The following is an 18,046-nucleotide window of genomic DNA, read 5'->3' on the forward strand; positions in this document are numbered from 1 at the left end:
TCCCGATATCGGTCAGTCGAGGCCTTCGACGATGCGGAAGTCGCGCTCGACGCCGTCGGAGAGGGCCGCCAGCGCCTCCTGGTAGGCGGCACTCTCGTGCGCCGCGACGGCCTGCTCGAAGCTGTCGAACTCGATCAGGACGGTGCGCTCGGCGATCCCGGCGTCATGCGCCTCGACTCGACTGCCACGACTGAGTACCCGACCGCCCCCGGCCTGGACGGCCGACGGGGCCAGCTTGTTGTAGGCGGCCAGCTTCTCGGGGTCTGAAATGGCGCGGTAGGCGCTGACCCAGTAGCCCTTGGGCATGGAACCTCCAGTGTTGGGGTCGGTGCATCTGATGCACGGAGTCGTCTCGGACGAGCGTCGTACACGTCGACCAAGAACTGGACTACGCGGTCACGATCATCGCACCCATCCCCTGGGCGTTTGTCGACAGCCTGGTGAGTGGCGACGACTTGAGATCGATTGATGCCATCGGCCGCTGAGGGTGGTACGTCGAAGCGCACCCTCCATCCGCGCCGACGGTGAAGCACGCCCGGTGGCTACTGCGAGCTCTTCGGGTCACGCAAGTCGGTCATCGCTTCCAGCAGCGTGTCGTGGATATAGGCGAGCTCGGGCGACTCCCCACCCCATCCCTCGTCGGTGCCCTCGGCCGCCCACTCGCTCTCACCGTCCTGGGTGTCCCAGACCACATCACCGTGCTGCCAGATCCACCACAGGTTCGCGCTCGCGTCCTGCACGCGGGCGAACTGGGTGCCGAAGAAGTCGGTCGGCTTCGTGACCAGACGCGCCCCACGCGCGAGGGCACGCTCGAGGACCGCGTCGAGGTCATCGACATAGACCTGGAGCAGGCTCGGCGTGAAAGGCCAGTCCGGCTTGCGCTCGGCGAGCATGATGGTGGTCGTGCCGACACGCACCTCCGCCTGCAGCAGCAGCCCGTCCTCGTCGATGGTGCGAGCCTCTGCGCGCTCCTCACCATCAAAGACCTCGATCACGAACCGGGTCAGTTCAACGGCATCTGCCGTGATGATGAAGGGGTTGACCGTGGCATAGCCCTCGGGGGCGGCGGGTGCAGACATCGTTTGCTCCTTGCTGATGGCGGACGCGATGTCTTCAGTCCATCACAGAGCGAAGGTCACGGTATTGAACATTTCCGCCATCGCCAGCCGGACAGCACCTGGCCCGGCGTTTGGCCGTGGAAAGCTCTCAGCGAACGAGTCAGGTGAGCCTGGTCTGCGAAACCGCAGCGTGCGGCGCACTCGATCGGCGGCACGCCCTGCAGCAGCAGAGCAAACGCCTCACGCGCACGTGACAGTTGCTCGATCTGCTTGCGCGTGAGCCCCGTTGTTGCGCGGATCCGGCGCTGTTGGTGCCGCTCCGAGTAGCCCGCGTCATCGCCGGAGAGCATCCGCCGGACGTCGTTGTCGTCGCGCACCACGTCGAGCTCCAGAAGACGATAGGCAAACCCCTCGAGGTCCTCGAACTCTGGGAACGGCAATGCGTGCTGCGCAAGCGTGACCCGCCCCGCCTCGACGACTAACTGCTGCTCACCACCGAGCAGGAGCTCCTTGCTCACTCCGGGCAGGACGGCGTGAGCCTTCAGCTGGATGCCCCAGCTGTGCTCTCCGACCGTCGAGCGGATCCAGCGGTGCCCGATGGTCGGGCCCGCCAGTCCAGCAAGCAGTTCTCCGTCTGGCTCGCGGGCGAACCACAGATCCCAGTACTCGACCGCCGGCACGAGGTAGCGCTCATCTCGCGTGGCCCGCGCCTGCCATACGCACTCCAGCACGGGCGAGTCGGAATGACGTTCCTCGTACATGCGCTCCATCCGCAACGCCTACCCTCCGAAGACATGCTGGACGCTGGGTGTCAGTGAGCCGCCAGAGATCAGTTCGAGAACCTGAACTCGACGACGTCGCCGTCGGCCATGACGTACTCCTTGCCCTCCATACGGACATTGCCGAGGTCACGGGCCTTGGCGACGGAGCCGGCGGCGATGAGGTCGTCGTAGGAGACGATCTCGGCCTTGATGAAGCCCTTCTGGAAGTCGGTGTGGATGACACCGGCGGCCTCGGGGGCGGTGGCGCCCTGGGGGATCTCCCACGCACGGACCTCCTTGGGACCGGCGGTGAGGTAAGTCTGCAGGCCGAGGGTGTCGAAGCCGACGCGGGCGAGGATGTCCAGGCCGGGCTCCTCGACGCCGGCGTCGGCCAGGAACTCGCGGGCCTCGTCCTCGTCGAGCTCGACGAGCTCGGACTCGAACTTCGCGTCCAGGAAGATCGCCTCGGCGGGGGCGACCAGCTCGCGCATGGAGTCCTTCAGGGACTCGTCGGCGAGCTCGTCGGAGTCGCAGTTGAAGACGAAGATGTAGGGCTTGGCGGTGAGCAGCATCAGGTCGCGGATCAGGGCGCGGTCGATCTTCGTGGCGATGATCGGGGTGCCGGCCTCGAGGGCCTCCTTGGCCTCGACCACGGCGGCCAGGTTCGCCTTGAGGTCAGGAGCCTTGCGCGACTCCTTCTCCAACCGCGGGATCGCCTTCTCGACCGTCTCCAGGTCGGCGAGGATCAGCTCGGTCTGGATGGTGGAGATGTCGTTGGCGGGCTCGACCTTGCCGTCGACGTGGGTCACGTCGTCGTCGCGGAAGACCCGGGTGACCTGGCAGATCGCGTCGGACTCACGGATGTGTGAGAGGAACTTGTTGCCCAGGCCCTCACCCTGCGAGGCGCCACGGACGATGCCGGCGATGTCGACGAACTGCACCGTGGCCGGCAGCAGCTTCTGAGACTCGTAGATCTTCGCCAGCTCGGCCAGCCTCTCGTCGGGGACCCCGACGACACCGACGTTGGGCTCGATGGTGGCGAACGGGTAGTTCGCCGCGAGTACGTCGTTCTTGGTCAGAGCGTTGAAGAGGGTCGACTTGCCCGCGTTGGGAAGTCCCACGATGCCGATGGTGAGTGCCACGATCGACAATCCTAGAGTCGTACGCCGACCACGACCGAAACGCCGGACGGGACTGGGGTGGGCCGGGCAAACTCTGCGGTGTGAGCGAGCTTCCCGGCACCAGCCTCCCGACCGGCTTCCGCTTCGGCGCGAGCACCGCCGCGTACCAGATCGAGGGGGCGGCCGACGAGGACGGCCGGGGCCCCTCGGTGTGGGACACCTTCTGCGCCGAACCCGGCCGGATCATCGACCAGTCCAGCGGCGAGGTGGCCTGCGACCACTACCACCGGCTCGACGAGGACCTCGCGCTGATGGCGCGGCTCGGGCTGGATGCGTACCGGTTCTCGATCTCCTGGTCCCGGGTGCTGCCGACCGGCTCGGGCCAGGTCAACCCGAAGGGTCTCGACTTCTACGACCGCCTGGTCGACGGGCTGCTCGAGCGCGGCATCGCCCCGATGGCGACGCTGTTCCACTGGGACACCCCGCAGGTGCTCCAGGACGCCCACGGCGGCTGGCTGAGCCGGAAGACGGCGCAGCGGTTCGGGGAGTACGCCGCGGTGGTGGCCGATCGGCTCGCCGACCGCGTCGCCCACTGGTGCCCGGTGAACGAGCCGAACGTGGTGACCGTGCTCGGCCACGCGCTGGGCATGCACGCCCCTGGTCAGGCGCTGGTCTTCGACGCACTGCCCGCCGGCCACCACCTGCTGCTCGGGCACGGGCTGGCGGTCCAGGCGCTGCGCGCGGCGGGCGCGCGCAGCATCGGCACCGCGACCAACCACATGCCGGTCTGGCCGGCGACCGACTCCGAGGAGGACCGGGCCACCGCCGGGCTGTTGGACACGCTGTGGAACCACTCGTTCGCGGATCCGGTGCTGCTCGGCAGCTACCCGGAGGATCTCGCCCCGCTGTTCCCGGTCCAGGACGGCGACCTGGAGGTGATCAGCGCTCCGCTCGACTTCTACGGCCTCAACTACTACAACCCGACCGCGGCAGCGGCGGCCCTGGAGGGTGCGGCGAACCCGATCGAGCAGCCGCCGATCCCCGGCTACCCGACCACCGACTTCGGCTGGCCGGTCATCCCCGACGGGCTCCACGAGCTGCTGACCGCGCTGCACCAGCGCTATCCGGAGCACCCGCCGTTCGTGATCACCGAGAACGGGGCCTCCTACAACACCTCCCCCGGCGACGGGGACGCCGACCGGATCGCCTACCTCGACCTCCACCTGCGCCAGCTGGAGCGTGCGGTCGCCGACGGCATCGACGTCACCGGCTACTACTGCTGGTCGCTGATGGACAACTTCGAGTGGGCCGAGGGCTACACCCAGCGGTTCGGGCTGGTGCACATCGACTACGACACGCTGGTCCGCACCCCGCGAGAGTCGTTCGACTGGTACGCCTCGGTCATCGCCGCACACCAGGCACGACGATGACCGACCAGCAGGTCAGGCGAAGGAGAAGATGAGCGGGAAGGCCACGACCACGACCGCCGCCCACAGGCCGTAGACCGGCAGGTAGCGGGTCTGCCAGCGCTCCACGTCGTGGAACGTGCCGGTGCGGCGTACGAATCCCAGGGTGAGCCACCCGGTCCAGGCCAGATGCGCCAGCAGGATCAGGTTGAGGCCGAGGGCCGCGGTCTTGTTGGCGGTCCAGCCGAACTCCGCGATCCGGGTCAGCATCGCGCTCAGCGCGATCGCGTCGACCGCGAGCGCGGCCACGACCAGCCCGAGCTGGAGCCAGTCGAACACGCCGGCCGGTTCCATCGGGTTGTGGGCGGAGATGGAGTAGAGCAGCAGGGCAACGACCAGGATCAGGACCGCGTCCATCAGGATCAGCAGGTTGCGGTCGACCGCGTCGAAGGAGTCACCGAGGACCATCACCGCGAACATCGCCACCAGCATCACCAGCGCCAGCGGGGTGAAGACCTTGGTGAGCACCGGCGCGATGTTCTCCACCACGTTCATCTTCACCTCGACCAGCCAGGCGGCGACCATGATCGCGCCGGGGATGCCGAACGGCAGGATCCAGTTCTCGAGGTAAGGCTCGAGGTCGAAGCCGGCCAGGTTCCACACCCCGACGCTGAGCCCGATCAGCACGCCGGCGCCGGCCTGGATGAGGGCCAGATACATCGCCAGCTCACCGGTGAACCTCACGAAGTCCATCCGGCGGCCGTGGGAGCGCCAGTCGCCGCCGGCGTACGCCACTGCGGTGAGCATCCACAGCACCACCGGCGTGTGGATGACCACGAGCACGGCGGTCATGCCTGGATCCTCACCCCCGCCGGGCAGGGGGACCATCTCGAACGGGTAGAGATTGACCACGAGCACGAGCGCGGCCGCCACCGCCGTCAGGACCGCGGCGACCCGCCAGGAGACCCGGCGCTTGTACGCCAGCCAGCCGGCCACGGCCGGGACCAGCACGAACGCCACGTTGCGGATGAGCGCGAACTCGTCCAGGGACTCGACCAGGATCTTGAGCGCGATGCCGGCCAGCAGCGCCACACCGATGACCAGGCCGAGGTCGCGCCAGCGCGACCCTACGACGCCGGTACCCGGCTCCGGGATCAGCACCAGCTGCCGCCACAGCCGCTCGGAGTGCTCGCGGGCGAACTCGCGCGAGACGTCGTCGAGGTTGCCCATCCGCTTGACCGCGACCAGGAACGCCTCGTCCTCGGCCAGGCCACCGGCAGCCAGATCGGCGATCTGGTTGCGGAGGTGGTCCTCCATCTCCACGATGTCGTCGGTGGTCATCGCCGGGCGGCGGGCCACGAAGCCGCGCCACTGGTCGATCTGTGCCTCCAGATCCACACTCATGCGAGTCCCTCCGCGACCGGGGGCGTGCCGAAGCTGCGCCACACGTTGTCCAGGGTGTCGGCGACCACCTGCCACTGCCGCTGCCGTTCGGCGAGCGCCTGACGGCCGGTGTCGGTGATCGCATAGTGCTTGCGCCGGCGGCCGGTCTCCGACCGGCCCCAGCTCGCCTCGACGTGGCCGAGTCGCTCCAGGCGGTGCAGCAACGGGTAGAGCATCCCGTCGGTCCACTCCATCCTGCCTCCGGAGAGCTCTGCGACCCGTTTGCCGATGGCATAGCCGTACGACTCGCCCTCGGACAGGATGCCGAGCACGAGCGGGGTCGCCGAGGCGGCGACCAGATCCTTGTCGATGCGCATGCGCGCCTGCCTCCCATACCTAGTTCTTCTAGGCATGAACCCTAGCTGTTCTAGGGATGAGGTAGCGCCGTCTGCACCGAATCTCCACATATCCGACGGTAAAGACCGACCACCCAATAGGCTCGCCAACCGTGAGCGACCCCGAGGCACCACAGCGACTGCGCGAACCCGCCCATCAGGTCTCCGAGCGCGCGCCGGCCTACTGGCGTACGGCGGAGGCGATCGGCGCGGTGATCTGGCTGGCGCTGGCCGTCGGTGCGGTGGTCGCGGCGATCCTGGTCCCGGAGGGCTTCTGGACCTGGATCCTCTGGCTCGTGGCCGTGGTCTTCGTCCTGGCGCCGGTGCCGGGGCTGACCTTCGTGCCCTCGATCCGGTTCCGGATCCACCGCTGGGAGGTGACCGACATCGCCGTCCACGTACGCCACGGGTGGCTCACCGTCATCGACGAGATCGTGCCGCTCTCCCGGGTCCAGACGGTCGACTCGACGCAGGGACCGCTGATGCGGCGGTTCGGGCTGCGTACGGTCAAGGTCTCGACCGCCTCCTCGGCGGGCACCGTCCAGATCGCCTGCCTCGAGGACGCGCTCGCTCTCGAGGTCGTCGCGAAGCTGGTCGCGATCACCGCCGCGACGCCTGAGGACGCTACGTGAGCACACCCGAGGTCCCTGACGTTCCTGAGGTTCCCGAGATCTCCGAGGCGCCTGTCGTTCCGGACGCGGATTGGCAGCGGCTGGCCGGCTGGACGGCGGTCGTCAGCCCGCTCTCGACGCTGCGCCAGGCGATCATCCCGGCCGCGATCGGCGCCTTCGGTGCCGGGCAGGCGAACGTGTTCATCGGTCTGCTGGTCGCGGCCGGCATCGCGGTGGTCGCGGCCCTGGCCGGCATGATCCCGTGGCTGACCACGAGCTATCGGGTGACGCCGACCCACCTGGAGGTACGCAAGGGTCTGCTCAACCGCACCACGTTGACCGCCCGGCTCGACCGGGTGCGCAGCGTCGACCTGAGCTCGACCCTCATCCACCGCGCGCTCGGGGTCACCAAGGTCAACGTCGGCACCGGGGTCGACGAGGGCCAGATCACCCTCGACTCGCTGACCAAGGACTCTGCCGCGCGGCTGCGACGCGAGCTCCTGCACTCGGCCCCCGCGCCGGCGGCGGCCGACGTACCCGCAGCTGCCGGGCCCTCGCCACAGGTCGAGCCCGTCGAGGCCACCTCCGAAGGTGAGGTCGTCGCCCGGCTCGACTGGTCCTGGATCAGGTACGCCCCGCTCAACCTCAAGAACCTCGCGATCGCGGTCGGCGGTCTGGGCGCGGTCTTCGGTGCCTTCTCCGACCTCATCCCGTGGGAGTCCTTCGGCGTCCGGGTCACCAACGGCGAGATCAACGGCGTCCCTGTCGAGGAGGTCACCCGCATGCTGTTCATCGCCGTGCCGGTCGCCATCGTCGGCGCGGCCGCGGTGTGGGCGATCGGGTCGTGCATCGGCTACGCGGTGCGTTGGTGGGACCTTCAGGTGGTTCGCGAGCAGGGCCGGGAAGGCACCACGCTGCGACGCAGCTTCGGCCTGACCAGCACCCGCGCGACTACGGTGGAAGAGGCGAAGGTACGCGGCGCAACCTCGACCGTCGGCCCGCTGATCGGCCTCGCCGGCGGTGCCGACCTCAACCTGCTGACGACCGGGCTCGAGGACAACTTTCCCGCGGTCCTGCCGACGGCACCGGAGCAGGTCGTCTCCGAGGTCGGCACCGACATCCTCGGCGAGGACGCGTTCTCCGCGGCGCTCACCGGCCACGGGCCGCGGCCGCGCCGGCGCTACTGGTTCCGCGCTGTCGTCGCCACCGTCGTGTGGACGCTCGTCGCGCTCGTCCCGACCGTGCTGATCGGAGTCTTCGGCGACACCTGGATCTGGTGGATCCCCGTCGCTGTGCTGGTCTTGGCACTCGTTCTCGGGCTGCTCGGTGCCGAGCTGCGCCACCGCCACCTCGGCCACGCGCTCACCGACCGCTACCTGGTGGTCCGATCCGGCTCCTACACCGCCGTGCGTACAGCGCTGCAGACCGACGGCATCATCGGCTGGCGGGTGCGGCAGACCTTCTTCGACCGCCGCGTCGGCCTGGCCCAGGTCACCGCGATGACCGCGGCCGGCCAGGAGCACGTCGACATCCCGGACGTACCGCTCGAGACGGCCATCGCCCTCGCGGCGGCGGCCACGCCGCGTACGATCTCGGAGTTCGTCGAATAACCCGTTCCACTTCGGACGGGCTTCGGTGGATGATCCGGCCATGACCATCCAGATCCGCCACCTCACCTTCGACAGCGCCGACCCCCGCAAGCTCGGGGAGTTCTGGTCGGCCGTCACCGGCTGGCACCTCTTCTACGACGAGGACCCCGAGGTGATCGTCGCCCGCAGCTTTCCCTCGAAGGAGCTGATGTTCCTCTTCGTCCCGGTGCCGGAGGCGAAGTCGGCGAAGAACCGGGTCCACATCGACATCAAGCCGGAGGACACCACCCGCGACGAGCTCGTCGAGCGCGCGCTCTCGCTCGGCGCCACCGTCTTCGGCGACCACCGCAAGGAGGACGGGACCGGCTTCGTCGCGCTCTGCGACCCCGAGGGCAACGAGTTCTGCATCGAGCGTGGCGAGCACGAGATGACCTCGAGCGGACCGATGAAGATCGGGCTCACCATCTGACCCTCAGCGGGCGAGCACCCCGACCCGCCCACCCGCACCGGCGGCCCAGCAGCTGCCCTGGACGCAGTCGACGGTGTGGAAGCGGGTCTGGGTGGCTCCGAACGGCTTCCAGGAGCGGCCGTTGTCGTGGCTGATATCGCTGCCGTTGGGGCCGACCGCAATCGCGGTACGACCGCCGACCCAGGCCACCGCCTCGCGGTATCCGCCCAGGTCAGAGCTGGAGTTGATCCACGTGCGGCCACCGTCGGTGGAGTACGCGGCGCGGTCGACGCCGTCGTCCTCGAGGCCGAAGTCGCCACCGACCGCGATCCCCTGGCGAGGGTTGCGGAAGCCGAGCCCGAAGACGCCGGCGGCCTCGCCGGTCGCGATCGTGGAGTCGGCGGAGCGCCAGGAGCTGCCACCGTCGTGGGTGGCGTAGATCTTCGCGGCCGCGCCGCCACCGCCGATCCAGGCGTCGCGTGCCCCCGCGGTGACCAGGCAGGTCCCGCTGGCCGAGTAGCCGAACTCGCCCGGCGCCTCCAGGCCGCGCGTGTCCGCGATCGTCCAGGTGTCGCCGCCGTCCGAGGTCGTGATGATGCGCCACTCGCCGTCGACCGGGTCGCTCATCGCGATCCCCCGCTTGCCGCCGGGCCAGAAGTCGACGCAGTTGTAGAACGCGGTCGGCTCCGCGGACCGGAACGTCTCGGTCCAGGTCGCGCCGCCGTCGACGGTCTTGTAGATCCGGCTCGCCTCGCCCTCGCCGATGGAGAGCACCACCGCCTCGCTCGCCGAGCGTGCCTCCACGTCGCGGAAGAGCAGCCCCTCGGATCCCGGTGGCGAGACCTCGTCCCACGTCTTTCCGCCGTCCGTCGTCCGGAACACTCCCCCGCCGTCGCCGCCGACCCACGCGGTCCTCCGGTCGACCGCGTCCAGCGCCCGGAACCCCTGCGTCGTATCGACGTTCACAGACGTCCAGTCGTACGCACCCCCAGCCTGCGCCGCCGGCGCGAACGTGAGGGTGGTGAGAGCGAGAGTGGCCGCCGCTGCGGCTCCGACAACGATGCGCACGAAGGTTCACCCTGGCCCTGCGGGGCCGTTCTGTCCACCGATCCGGCAAAACTCGTCCGCCGAATCGGTGGCTTCGGCAGGCGAATCTGTAGTTGTGGGCGCCGAAAGTCGAGTTTCGTCCTCCACAACCGCAGATTCGGCGGGCCAGATGTGCGGACTCGGTAATTTTCTTCCGTGACCGGTTGGTAGCCCCTAGAGTGAATCGCCGTGCCGCGTACCAGCGGTGCAGATCGGGAGGTTGTCATGAGCGGAACGACACTGACCAGACGCGGAAGGTTGGCGGCTGCGGGACTCGCGGCCGCGGTGGCCGTGGCGATGCCGTACGCGGCAACGCACGCCGCAGAGCCGGATCCGCCCGCGACGGCCGCCGCCAAGAAGCCGACACAGCACGGCAAGATCGTCTCGCTGATGCGCCACATGTCGCTGCAGCAGAAGGTCGGCCAGCTCTTCGTGATCGAGGTCTACGGACGCGACGCCAACAACGTCAGCGACACGGCGAAGGCCGGCAACCAGAAGCTCTACGGGGTGGACACCCCGGCGCAGGCGATCGCCAAGTACCAGCCCGGCGGCGTCATCTACTTCACCACCCGCGGCCCCGACAACATCGGTGACGCGGCCCAGGTGGCGACGCTCTCCAACGGTCTCCAGCACACCGCGCTGCAGCAGCGACCCAAGATCCCGCTCAACATCGCGGTCGACCAGGAGGGCGGCGCGCTCGTGGCCCGCTTCGGTCCGGCCAGCGGCGCCACCCAGATGCCCGGTCAGATGGCGCTGGGCGCTGACGGCTCGACCGAGGACGCAGCCCGGTCGGCCGAGGTGATCGGCACCGAGCTGGCCGCCGTCGGCATCACCCAGGACTACGCGCCGGTCGCCGACGTCAACCTCAACCCCAACAACCCGGTCATCGGCATCCGTAGCGCCGGGGCCGACTCCGACGCGGTCTCCGACATCGTCGCCGCCGAGGTCGGTGGCTTCGACGACGGCGGCCTCTCCTCCATCGCCAAGCACTTCCCCGGCCACGGCGACACCGGCACCGACAGCCACTACGGCCTGCCCGAGGTGACCCACAGCCGCGAGGAGCTCGAGGCGATCGACCTGCCGCCCTTCGAGGCCGCGATCGACGCCGGGATCGACGCGATCATGACTGCCCATGTGACCGTGCCGGCGATCGACCCGAGCGGCGAGCCGGCCACCATGTCGGAACCGATCCTCACCGGTCTGCTCCGCGAGGAGATGGGCTTCGACGGCCTGATCGTGACCGACGCCCTCGACATGCAGGGCGCGAGCGCCACCTACCCGCCCGACGTCGCCCCGGTCGAGGCGTTCCTCGCCGGCGCCGACCAGCTGCTCATCCCGCCGCAGATGGACACGGCGTACGCCGCGGTCCTCGACGCCGTCAAGGACGGCACCATCTCGCGCAAGCGGCTCGACGAGTCGGTCTACCGGATCCTCGAGCACAAGCTCGAGAACAAGATCTTCGAGAGCCCGTACGTCGACCCGGCCGCCGCTCCGGCGGTCTTCAGCAACCCGGCGCACAAGGCCGACGCCCAGGCGATCTCCGATCGCACCACCACCCTGGTGAAGAACGACGACGGCCTGCTGCCGCTGGCGACCGGGACGAAGAACGTCCTGGTCGCGGGCTGGGGCGTGGACACGACGGCGGGCATCGCAGCCGGGCTCCAGAAGCGCGGCGCGACGACCCAGGTGCTGCAGTCGGGCACCACTCCGACCGACGCGCAGATCGACGCCGCCGTCCAAGCCGCCGCAGGCAAGGACCTGGTCGTGGTGCCGACCAACAACGCCTGGCAGATCAACCCGGCGACAGGCCAGCCGACCCCGGCGGCCGTGGCCCAGACCAAGCTGGTCAAGGCGCTGCTCGCCACCGACGTCCCGGTGATCGTGGCCGCGATGCGCAACCCCTACGACGTCACCTCCTTCCCCGAGGCCGCGACGGTGCTCGACACCTACGGCTACACCTCCCACCAGCTCGAGTCGCTGGTGCGGGTGCTCTACGGCGAGGTCAACCCGAGCGGCAAGCTGCCGGTCGAGATCCCCGACCTCTACCCGCTGGGCCACGGGCTGTCCTACTAGGAACCCCATGAGAGCGGCCCTCCCGGAAGACCGGGAGGGCCGCTCTCTTGCTGCTGGCGGATCAGGAGCCGTACAGCGCCCGGATCCCGGCCGCGTCGGAGGCCTGGAACTCCAGGTCCGAGGAGCCGCCGTTGCACTGCGGGTAGTGCATGATCGAGGACGAGTCGTACGGGGTCAGCGCACGCCAGTTGTTGTCCTCGAAGCATGTCGCCGCCTCCGGGCGGGTGTGCTCGTGGCGGAACCCGAGCGCGTGACCGAGCTCGTGCGCGAGGATGTCACCCGGCTCCCAGTTGCCCGACGAGAAGATCGAGTCGTCGATGAGCACGTTGCGCGAACGCTTCGAGGTCGAGGGGAAGAACGCCCGCGCGATGTACTGCGAGGTGTTCACCGGCTCGACCGAGAAGAGCACGTTGGAGTTTCGGGTGTTGCACGCGCCGTCCTGGGCGGGGACGTAGGTGAACTCGACCGCCGAGCTCGCCCCCTCCCACAGGCCGGCACCCTGCGCCATCGCGGTGACGATGGCGGCCTTGTTGGTACCGAACTTGTCCGAGACACAGTAGGTCAGGTTGAGCGCCTGCGAGGCCGACCACTTGTCGTCCTTCCCGCTGACGGTGTTGACGATGAGACCGTCCTTGGGAATGTGCTTCGGCGTCGAGACCATCGACTCGTAGAACTTGTGCAGGTCACCCTGGTTGGACACGACCTCGTCGCCGTTGACGACGTACTGACCGTCGAAGTCGACGTACGTGGACGCCTCGAACTCCTGGTAGCTCGGTGCCTCCTCGGCGAATGCGGGAACCATCGACGCAGTCAGCGCCGCGGCACCCGCAGCCGCGGCGATCATCATGGGAATACGAACTCGCATAGCTCTTCCTCCTGGAGATGTGAGCGGCCACCCGAGATAGGGCACCCCGAGGGCCACAGGAGATTCAAGCGTTACGACCCCGAATACGGCATAGAAACTTCGGTCAAATTCCTATCTCCCAGGCAAAAGTTTCGAACTGAACTCGTACGTTTGCCGCCGGTCGCATCACGGAACGGGCCAGATCACCTTGTCGTTGTCGTCGACGACGGCCTCGGCGAAGGACGTGTCGAACCAGGAGGCGGCCTGCTCGGGCGTGACCTTCTGCCCTGCGTACGCCGTCACCACCCCGGCGAGAGCCGCGACGTTGTCGGGGTCGACCGAGCCGAACTTCCCCGGGAGCGGGTTGTCGGCCGCGACCTCGACCTCGGTGCGCCAGATAGCCGTTTCGTGCTTCTTGTCCGATTCGGCGCCGGCCAGGTCGTGCTGGTAGCCGATGCACTCCTCGACGTGGTCGGCAGCGGCGCAGTAGGTGTAGGCCTTGAAGACGGCCCGCAGGACGTCCTCGACGGCGGTGGGGTGCTTCTCCGCCCAGGCGGGGTTGACGGAGTAGGCGCCGAGGGAGCCCGGCACGTCGAAGTCGGTCGGCTCCCAGACCGTCACGTCCTCGCCGGCCGCCTTGAGCTGGTTGGGCTCGTTGGAGACGAACCCGACCAGCGCGTCGACCTGGCCGCGGGGCAGGACACCGGGGTCGTAGCCGACCTTGACCTGCTTGACCTTCGCCATATCGACACCGGCCTCGGCGAGCATCGCCTGCACCCCGACCGGCACCCAGCCCTTGTGGCCGAGGGTCTTGCCCTCGAGCTGCTTCAGATCGGTGATGCCGGTGCCGGTCATCAGCACGTCGAGGCCGGCGTTGGAGTAGGAGGAGACGCCGAGCACCTTCAGGCCGCTGGCGTTGGAGGTCATGATGTCCTGCTCGGAGAGCGGTCCGACCTGCACCTTCCCGGCCGCGATCAGCTTGGCGTTCTGGGAGACGTCGCCCGAGCCCGGCTGGAGCTCGACGTCGAGGCAGAGATCCTTGAAGTAGCCGAGCCGATCTGCGGCGATGGCCTCCATGATCGAGGCCGACGCCTGCCAGTAGTAGCCGGACATGTAGGTGATCTGGCCGGCCTCCTGGTTCTGCTCGCAGCGCTCGGCCGAGACCGCGCTCCCCTGCTCGCCGGCGGAGTCCGACGAGGACCCGCAGGCGGTCAGCGCACCCATCAGGACGGCTGCCGAGATGAGGGCAGCGGCGATCGGACGTACGCGAGACATGAAGGGCTCCTTCAACTCGAGGATCAGGACTCGTGCCAGTGGAGCACTCGACGCTCGGCGAGCGTCACGAGCCAGAACAGCAACGACCCGAGCGCCGCGAGGACGAAGATCGCTGCCCACACCGTAGCCAGTCTGTTCTGCGAGCTGGCGACCTGTATCACGCTGCCGAGGCCGTCGGCCGACCCCGCGGCGGAGAGCTCGGCCACGACGGCCCCGATCATCGACAGCGGGAAGACGATCCGCAGGGACGCGAAGACGTACGGCAGCGAGGCCGGCACCCGCAGGTGGCGCAGCACCTCCAGCCGGCTCGCGGCCACGGTGCGGTAGACCTGCAGCACCGGCGAGGGCACCGCCCGCAGCCCGGTCGCCACGTTGATCAGGATCGGGAAGAAGCAGACCAGCGCGGTCAGGACGACCTTCGGCCCCATCCCGAACCCGAGCGCGACCACGAGCAGCGGCGCGATCGCCACCAGCGGCGTCACCGAGAGCACCACGGCCACCGGCATCACAGCACGCCGCACCACCGCGACCTCGCTCACCACGACGGCGAGCGCGAAGGCGGCGACGAACCCGATCCCGAGCCCCACCAGCGCCTCGCTGAGCGTGACCAGGGTGTTGCTCAGGAAGTAGCCCGGGTCCTCGGTCAGCACGCTCGCGATGTCGCCCAGCGGCGCGAACAGGTAGGGCATCCGCCGCGCGCCCACCTCCCAGGCGAGCCCGAGCACCACGACGAGGAGGACGAACGGGAGCCAGTAGCCCGGCCGGAGCAGCCGGGTGCGGCGGCGCAGGCGGCGCGCGGCGAGCTGCTCAGGGGTGGGGACGACCAGATGTGGCCGAGGGGCCGGTTGCGTACCTGAGTCCAGGGTCACGAGACGACCTCTCCGTGGCTGAAGGCGTCCCTCAGGCTGCCCCGGAGGGCGAGCTCGTAGGCGTGGAACTCGGGCGAGGTGAGGAGCTCCTGGTGACGGGGGCGTGGCAGGTCGATGTCGATCACGTCGGTGATCCGCCCCGGTCGCGGAGCCATCACCACGACCTTGTCGGACAACCTGACCGCCTCGGAGATCGAGTGGGTCACGAAGACGACCGTCGCACGGGTCTGCTCCCACAGCTCCAGCAGCTGCTCCTGAAGAGCCTCGCGGGTGAACTCATCGAGCGCACCGAAGGGCTCGTCGAGAAGGAGTACGTCAGGACGGAGCCCGAAGGCACGTACGATCGCGGTCCGCTGCTTCATGCCACCTGACAGCTCGGCGGGCAGCTTGTGGAGCGACTCCCCCAGGCCGACCTCGCGGAGCATCGCCTCGAGGTCGGGGCGGTCGCGGTCGCGGTTGCCCCCGCGCCGATTGACCCGGTGCGGCAGGGTCACGTTGCCGAGCACGCTCAGCCAGGGCAGCAGCGCCGGAGACTGGGGCACGAACCCGAAGGCCTTCGCCTCGGCCGCCTCCTTCGGGGTCAGCCCGCACACGGTGATCCTCCCGGCGTCGGCCGACTCCTGCCCGCTGATCAGCCGCAACAGCGTCGACTTGCCGCATCCCGAGGGCCCGATGATGCTCACGAACGTGCCGGGCTCGATGGTCAGGTCGATGTCGTCGAGGGCGACCAGCTCGGAGAGATCTGCCTGCTCGTAGAGACGACGGACCCCGTGCATCTCGATCGTCGCGCTGCCCACGCCTCAAACGGTAGTCCAAAGCATCTTCTGGATAGTCTGACGGGCGTGCGTATCGCCACCTGGAACATCAACTCCATCCGCTCCCGCATCGACCGGGTCGAGGCCTTCGTCGAGCGACACTCGATCGACGTGCTCGCCGTGCAGGAGACCAAGGCCAAGCCCGACCAGATCCCGACGATGGGGCTGGAGGCCCGTGGCTACGAGGTCGCCTCGGTCGGCTACGACCAGTGGAACGGCGTCGCGCTGATCTCCCGGGTCGGGCTGAGCGACATCCAGGTCGGGTTCGAGGGGATGCCGTCGTTCAAGGACGTCGCGGAGGCGCGGGCGCTCTCGGCGACGTGCGGCGGGGTCCGGGTGACCTCGGTCTACGTCCCCAACGGCCGCAAGCCCGACGACCCGCACTACGCCTACAAGCTGGAGTGGCTCGCGGCCCTGCAGAAGGCTTCCCAGGCCTGGCACGACGGTCCTGCGGCGATGGTCGGCGACTGGAACGTCTGCCCCTTCGACGAGGACTGCTTCGACCCCAAGCAGTTCGTCGGCAAGACCCACCTCACCCCCGCCGAGCGCGACGCCTTCTTCGCCATCGAGAAGGACTTCAAGGACGTCGTACGCCCCTTCGTGCCCGGTCCGGAGGCCTACACCTACTTCGACTACTACCGGCAGCGGTTCGAGCGCAACCGCGGGCTTCGCATCGACTTCGTCCTCGGCTCTCCGCTGTTCGCCGAGCGGGTCACCGGCGCGTTCGTCGACCTCGACGAGCGCAACCCGGCGATCGGCACCGGCGCCCCCTCCGACCACGCCCCGGTGATCGTCGACCTCGCCGACTGAGGCCGGCTACTCCTTCGGGGCCTTCGGCGGCAGCGACTCGGCGGTGGCGACGCCTCGGTGGATCCAGTCCGCCAGCGCGTCGCCCCGCAGCAGGTCGGCGGCGACGTTGACGTAGCCGGACATCGTCCGGGCACCCATGGTCATCGGCTCGGCGCCCGCGGCGAGGGCGGTCTCGTAGGCCGACCTGCCGGTGCGGACGAGCAGGTCGTCGGCACCGACCGCGCATGCCATGTTGCCGTTCACCATGAACGCCAGCCCACCGAACATCTTCACCTCGGTGGTGCCGGCGGGCATCAGGTCCCGCACGCGTTCGGCCAGCTCGACGTTGTAGGCCATGCCTCCATGGAACCACGAACCGCCGACGGTGCCCATCGAACGAATTGTCGGTGGTCCCTGCGAGGATCGATGGCATGGAGATCTTGATCCTCGTACTCGGGCTGGTGATCGGTCTTGCCCTGGGCGCCGTGCTCGGGGTGCTGTGGGCGCGGGCCCGGAGCGTGGGGACGGTCGCGGCGGGGATGGTGGACCAGGCCGAGGTGATGCAGGGGCTCGACCGGCTCAGCGACCAGATGCAGCATCTCGACCGGGAGCGGGCCCGCTGGCAGGGGCAGTTCGAGACAGAGGTCGGGCGGCTTCAGACCGAGACCCGATCGCTGTCGACGGCACTGCGGAAACCCCAGGTCAGAGGCCGCTGGGGCGAGATGCACCTGCGCCGCGCGGTGGAGCTCGCCGGTCTGGTGGACAAGTGCGACTTCTCCGAGCAGGTCCATCTCGAGGACGGGCGCCTGCGCCCCGACCTGGTGGTGCACCTGTCGGGCAACAAGGAGCTTGTCGTCGACTCCAAGGTCCCCCTGGACGCCTACCTCGACGCCGCGGCCGCGGACAACGAGGACGACTACCGCGCTCACCTGCGCAGACACACCGCCCAGCTGCGTACGCATGTGGACCAGCTGGCCTCGAAGTCCTACTGGCGCTTCCTGGAGGAGTCGCCCGAGTTCGTCGTGCTCTTCGTGCCGGCGGAGTCCTTCCTCTCGGCGGCGTTGGAGACCGAACCCGGCCTGATCGAGTACGCCGCGGAGCGCCGGGTCGTGCTGGCCTCACCGACGACGCTGATCGCGCTGCTGCGCACGGTGGCGCACGGATGGTCCCACGAGGCGCTCGCCGAGCAGGCCCGGGAGATCCACCGGCTCGGCCGTGACCTGCACCAGCGCCTCTCCACCATGTCCAGCCACCTGGACGGGATCGGGCGCTCCCTCAACACCGCGGTGACCCGCTACAACCAGGCGATCGGATCCCTCGACAACCGGGTCCTGGTGGCCGCCCGTCGTTTCAATGAATTATCGGTAACCGACGATGAACTCGAGACGCCGCGTCCGGTGGAGATACGCGCTGTCGAGCGGCTCAATAGTGTAAGGGAGGATGATCGGCGCGCCGCCGAGAATGACGGTGTGCCGGGCCCTACCGTGGGTTCTGATACACAGGCTGCATACGAGAGATCGTGA

19 protein-coding genes are annotated in these 18,046 nt (G+C 68.8%); 7 read left to right on the forward strand and 12 right to left on the reverse strand.

The annotated features are described in order from the left end of the window. Positions 1–12: 12 nt before the first annotated feature. From BLT25_RS21125 to ychF, 4 genes are all read right to left on the reverse strand, one after another. Positions 13–306 carry a DUF1330 domain-containing protein gene (locus BLT25_RS21125; protein WP_091050178.1) on the reverse strand — a complete coding sequence of 98 codons (294 nt, stop codon included), beginning with the start codon at positions 304–306 and terminating at the stop codon, positions 13–15. A 236-nt stretch (positions 307–542) separates the two neighbouring features. Then, positions 543–1,079 carry a VOC family protein gene (locus BLT25_RS21130; protein ID WP_091050183.1) on the reverse strand — a complete coding sequence of 179 codons (537 nt, stop codon included), beginning with the start codon at positions 1,077–1,079 and terminating at the stop codon, positions 543–545. Between the two features lie 56 nt (positions 1,080–1,135). Next, a complete protein-coding gene (locus BLT25_RS21135) occupies positions 1,136–1,828 on the reverse strand; it encodes an AraC family transcriptional regulator (protein WP_218131439.1) in 693 nt (230 codons plus the stop codon). 59 nt (positions 1,829–1,887) lie between these two features. Beyond that, positions 1,888–2,961 (reverse strand): redox-regulated ATPase YchF, encoded by a 1,074-nt coding sequence (gene ychF / locus BLT25_RS21140; protein ID WP_091050187.1) that lies wholly within the window; start codon positions 2,959–2,961, stop codon positions 1,888–1,890. Positions 2,962–3,041: 80 nt separating this feature from the next. On the opposite strand from ychF, the gene BLT25_RS21145 reads away from it, so the two are divergent. Continuing rightward, positions 3,042–4,370: a GH1 family beta-glucosidase gene (locus BLT25_RS21145; RefSeq protein ID WP_091050190.1), complete on the forward strand. Its 1,329-nt coding sequence runs from the start codon at positions 3,042–3,044 to the stop codon at positions 4,368–4,370. Between the two features lie 12 nt (positions 4,371–4,382). On the opposite strand, the gene BLT25_RS21150 is transcribed toward BLT25_RS21145, so the two are convergent. Continuing rightward, a complete protein-coding gene (locus BLT25_RS21150; protein WP_091050193.1) occupies positions 4,383–5,750 on the reverse strand; it encodes a permease prefix domain 1-containing protein in 1,368 nt (455 codons plus the stop codon). Then, positions 5,747–6,106, reverse strand: a complete 360-nt coding sequence (locus BLT25_RS21155; RefSeq protein ID WP_091050196.1) for a PadR family transcriptional regulator — start codon at positions 6,104–6,106, stop codon at positions 5,747–5,749. The genes BLT25_RS21150 and BLT25_RS21155 overlap by 4 nt, the downstream gene beginning before the upstream one ends. A 131-nt stretch (positions 6,107–6,237) precedes the next feature. On the opposite strand from BLT25_RS21155, the gene BLT25_RS21160 reads away from it, so the two are divergent. The 3 genes from BLT25_RS21160 to BLT25_RS21170 are packed head-to-tail and all read left to right on the forward strand — an operon-like array spanning position 6,238 to position 8,793. Beyond that, positions 6,238–6,756: a PH domain-containing protein gene (locus tag BLT25_RS21160; protein ID WP_091050199.1), complete on the forward strand. Its 519-nt coding sequence runs from the start codon at positions 6,238–6,240 to the stop codon at positions 6,754–6,756. Next, positions 6,753–8,345, forward strand: coding sequence for a PH domain-containing protein (locus tag BLT25_RS21165; RefSeq protein ID WP_091050201.1), 1,593 nt, complete (start codon positions 6,753–6,755; stop codon positions 8,343–8,345). Before BLT25_RS21160 ends, BLT25_RS21165 begins: the two co-directional genes overlap by 4 nt. A gap of 40 nt (positions 8,346–8,385) precedes the next feature. Then, entirely contained in the window at positions 8,386–8,793 is a 408-nt protein-coding gene (locus BLT25_RS21170) for a VOC family protein (RefSeq protein ID WP_091050203.1), read from the forward strand. A gap of 3 nt (positions 8,794–8,796) precedes the next feature. Here the strand turns inward: BLT25_RS21170 and BLT25_RS21175 are convergent, their stop codons facing one another. Then, positions 8,797–9,840, reverse strand: a complete 1,044-nt coding sequence (locus tag BLT25_RS21175; protein WP_143033811.1) for a WD40/YVTN/BNR-like repeat-containing protein — start codon at positions 9,838–9,840, stop codon at positions 8,797–8,799. Positions 9,841–10,083: 243 nt separating this feature from the next. Between BLT25_RS21175 and BLT25_RS21180 the strand changes: the two genes are divergently transcribed. Further along, positions 10,084–11,931 carry a glycoside hydrolase family 3 protein gene (locus BLT25_RS21180; protein WP_091050208.1) on the forward strand — a complete coding sequence of 616 codons (1,848 nt, stop codon included), beginning with the start codon at positions 10,084–10,086 and terminating at the stop codon, positions 11,929–11,931. Between the two features lie 61 nt (positions 11,932–11,992). Here the strand turns inward: BLT25_RS21180 and BLT25_RS21185 are convergent, their stop codons facing one another. From BLT25_RS21185 to BLT25_RS21200, 4 genes are all read right to left on the reverse strand, one after another. Continuing rightward, positions 11,993–12,796 carry a M57 family metalloprotease gene (locus BLT25_RS21185; protein ID WP_091050210.1) on the reverse strand — a complete coding sequence of 268 codons (804 nt, stop codon included), beginning with the start codon at positions 12,794–12,796 and terminating at the stop codon, positions 11,993–11,995. 165 nt (positions 12,797–12,961) lie between these two features. Then, positions 12,962–14,050: an ABC transporter substrate-binding protein gene (locus tag BLT25_RS21190; RefSeq protein WP_091050212.1), complete on the reverse strand. Its 1,089-nt coding sequence runs from the start codon at positions 14,048–14,050 to the stop codon at positions 12,962–12,964. Between the two features lie 23 nt (positions 14,051–14,073). After that, positions 14,074–14,919, reverse strand: coding sequence for an ABC transporter permease (locus tag BLT25_RS21195; protein ID WP_256328715.1), 846 nt, complete (start codon positions 14,917–14,919; stop codon positions 14,074–14,076). Then, complete coding sequence (locus tag BLT25_RS21200; RefSeq protein WP_091050215.1) at positions 14,916–15,716, reverse strand: ABC transporter ATP-binding protein; 801 nt, start codon at positions 15,714–15,716, stop codon at positions 14,916–14,918. Before BLT25_RS21200 ends, BLT25_RS21195 begins: the two co-directional genes overlap by 4 nt. A 45-nt stretch (positions 15,717–15,761) precedes the next feature. On the opposite strand from BLT25_RS21200, the gene BLT25_RS21205 reads away from it, so the two are divergent. Beyond that, positions 15,762–16,544 (forward strand): exodeoxyribonuclease III, encoded by a 783-nt coding sequence (locus BLT25_RS21205; protein WP_091050217.1) that lies wholly within the window; start codon positions 15,762–15,764, stop codon positions 16,542–16,544. Positions 16,545–16,550: 6 nt separating this feature from the next. Here the strand turns inward: BLT25_RS21205 and BLT25_RS21210 are convergent, their stop codons facing one another. Beyond that, on the reverse strand, positions 16,551–16,916 hold the full coding sequence (locus BLT25_RS21210; protein WP_218131440.1) for a TfoX/Sxy family protein: 366 nt from the start codon (positions 16,914–16,916) through the stop codon (positions 16,551–16,553). Positions 16,917–16,954: 38 nt separating this feature from the next. Between BLT25_RS21210 and BLT25_RS21215 the strand changes: the two genes are divergently transcribed. Next, positions 16,955–18,046, forward strand: a complete 1,092-nt coding sequence (locus tag BLT25_RS21215; RefSeq protein ID WP_091050219.1) for a DNA recombination protein RmuC — start codon at positions 16,955–16,957, stop codon at positions 18,044–18,046.

Origin of the sequence: Nocardioides sp. YR527 (genome assembly GCF_900101045.1) — a bacterium.
GTDB lineage: Bacteria > Actinomycetota > Actinomycetes > Propionibacteriales > Nocardioidaceae > Nocardioides.

What these genes read in the sequence shown, in the direction of transcription:
- BLT25_RS21185 (WP_091050210.1), bottom strand. Translation starts at nt 12,796, where the DNA reads ATGCGAGTTCGTATTCCCATGATGATCGCCGCGGCTGCGGGTGCCGCG.
- BLT25_RS21190 (WP_091050212.1), bottom strand. Translation starts at nt 14,050, where the DNA reads ATGTCTCGCGTACGTCCGATCGCCGCTGCCCTCATCTCGGCAGCCGTC.
- BLT25_RS21125 (WP_091050178.1), bottom strand. Translation starts at nt 306, where the DNA reads ATGCCCAAGGGCTACTGGGTCAGCGCCTACCGCGCCATTTCAGACCCC.
- BLT25_RS21130 (WP_091050183.1), bottom strand. Translation starts at nt 1,079, where the DNA reads ATGTCTGCACCCGCCGCCCCCGAGGGCTATGCCACGGTCAACCCCTTC.
- BLT25_RS21210 (WP_218131440.1), bottom strand. Translation starts at nt 16,916, where the DNA reads ATGGGCACCGTCGGCGGTTCGTGGTTCCATGGAGGCATGGCCTACAAC.
- BLT25_RS21150 (WP_091050193.1), bottom strand. Translation starts at nt 5,750, where the DNA reads ATGAGTGTGGATCTGGAGGCACAGATCGACCAGTGGCGCGGCTTCGTG.
- BLT25_RS21155 (WP_091050196.1), bottom strand. Translation starts at nt 6,106, where the DNA reads ATGCGCATCGACAAGGATCTGGTCGCCGCCTCGGCGACCCCGCTCGTG.
- BLT25_RS21170 (WP_091050203.1), top strand. Translation starts at nt 8,386, where the DNA reads ATGACCATCCAGATCCGCCACCTCACCTTCGACAGCGCCGACCCCCGC.
- BLT25_RS21135 (WP_218131439.1), bottom strand. Translation starts at nt 1,828, where the DNA reads ATGGAGCGCATGTACGAGGAACGTCATTCCGACTCGCCCGTGCTGGAG.
- BLT25_RS21215 (WP_091050219.1), top strand. Translation starts at nt 16,955, where the DNA reads ATGGAGATCTTGATCCTCGTACTCGGGCTGGTGATCGGTCTTGCCCTG.
- BLT25_RS21180 (WP_091050208.1), top strand. Translation starts at nt 10,084, where the DNA reads ATGAGCGGAACGACACTGACCAGACGCGGAAGGTTGGCGGCTGCGGGA.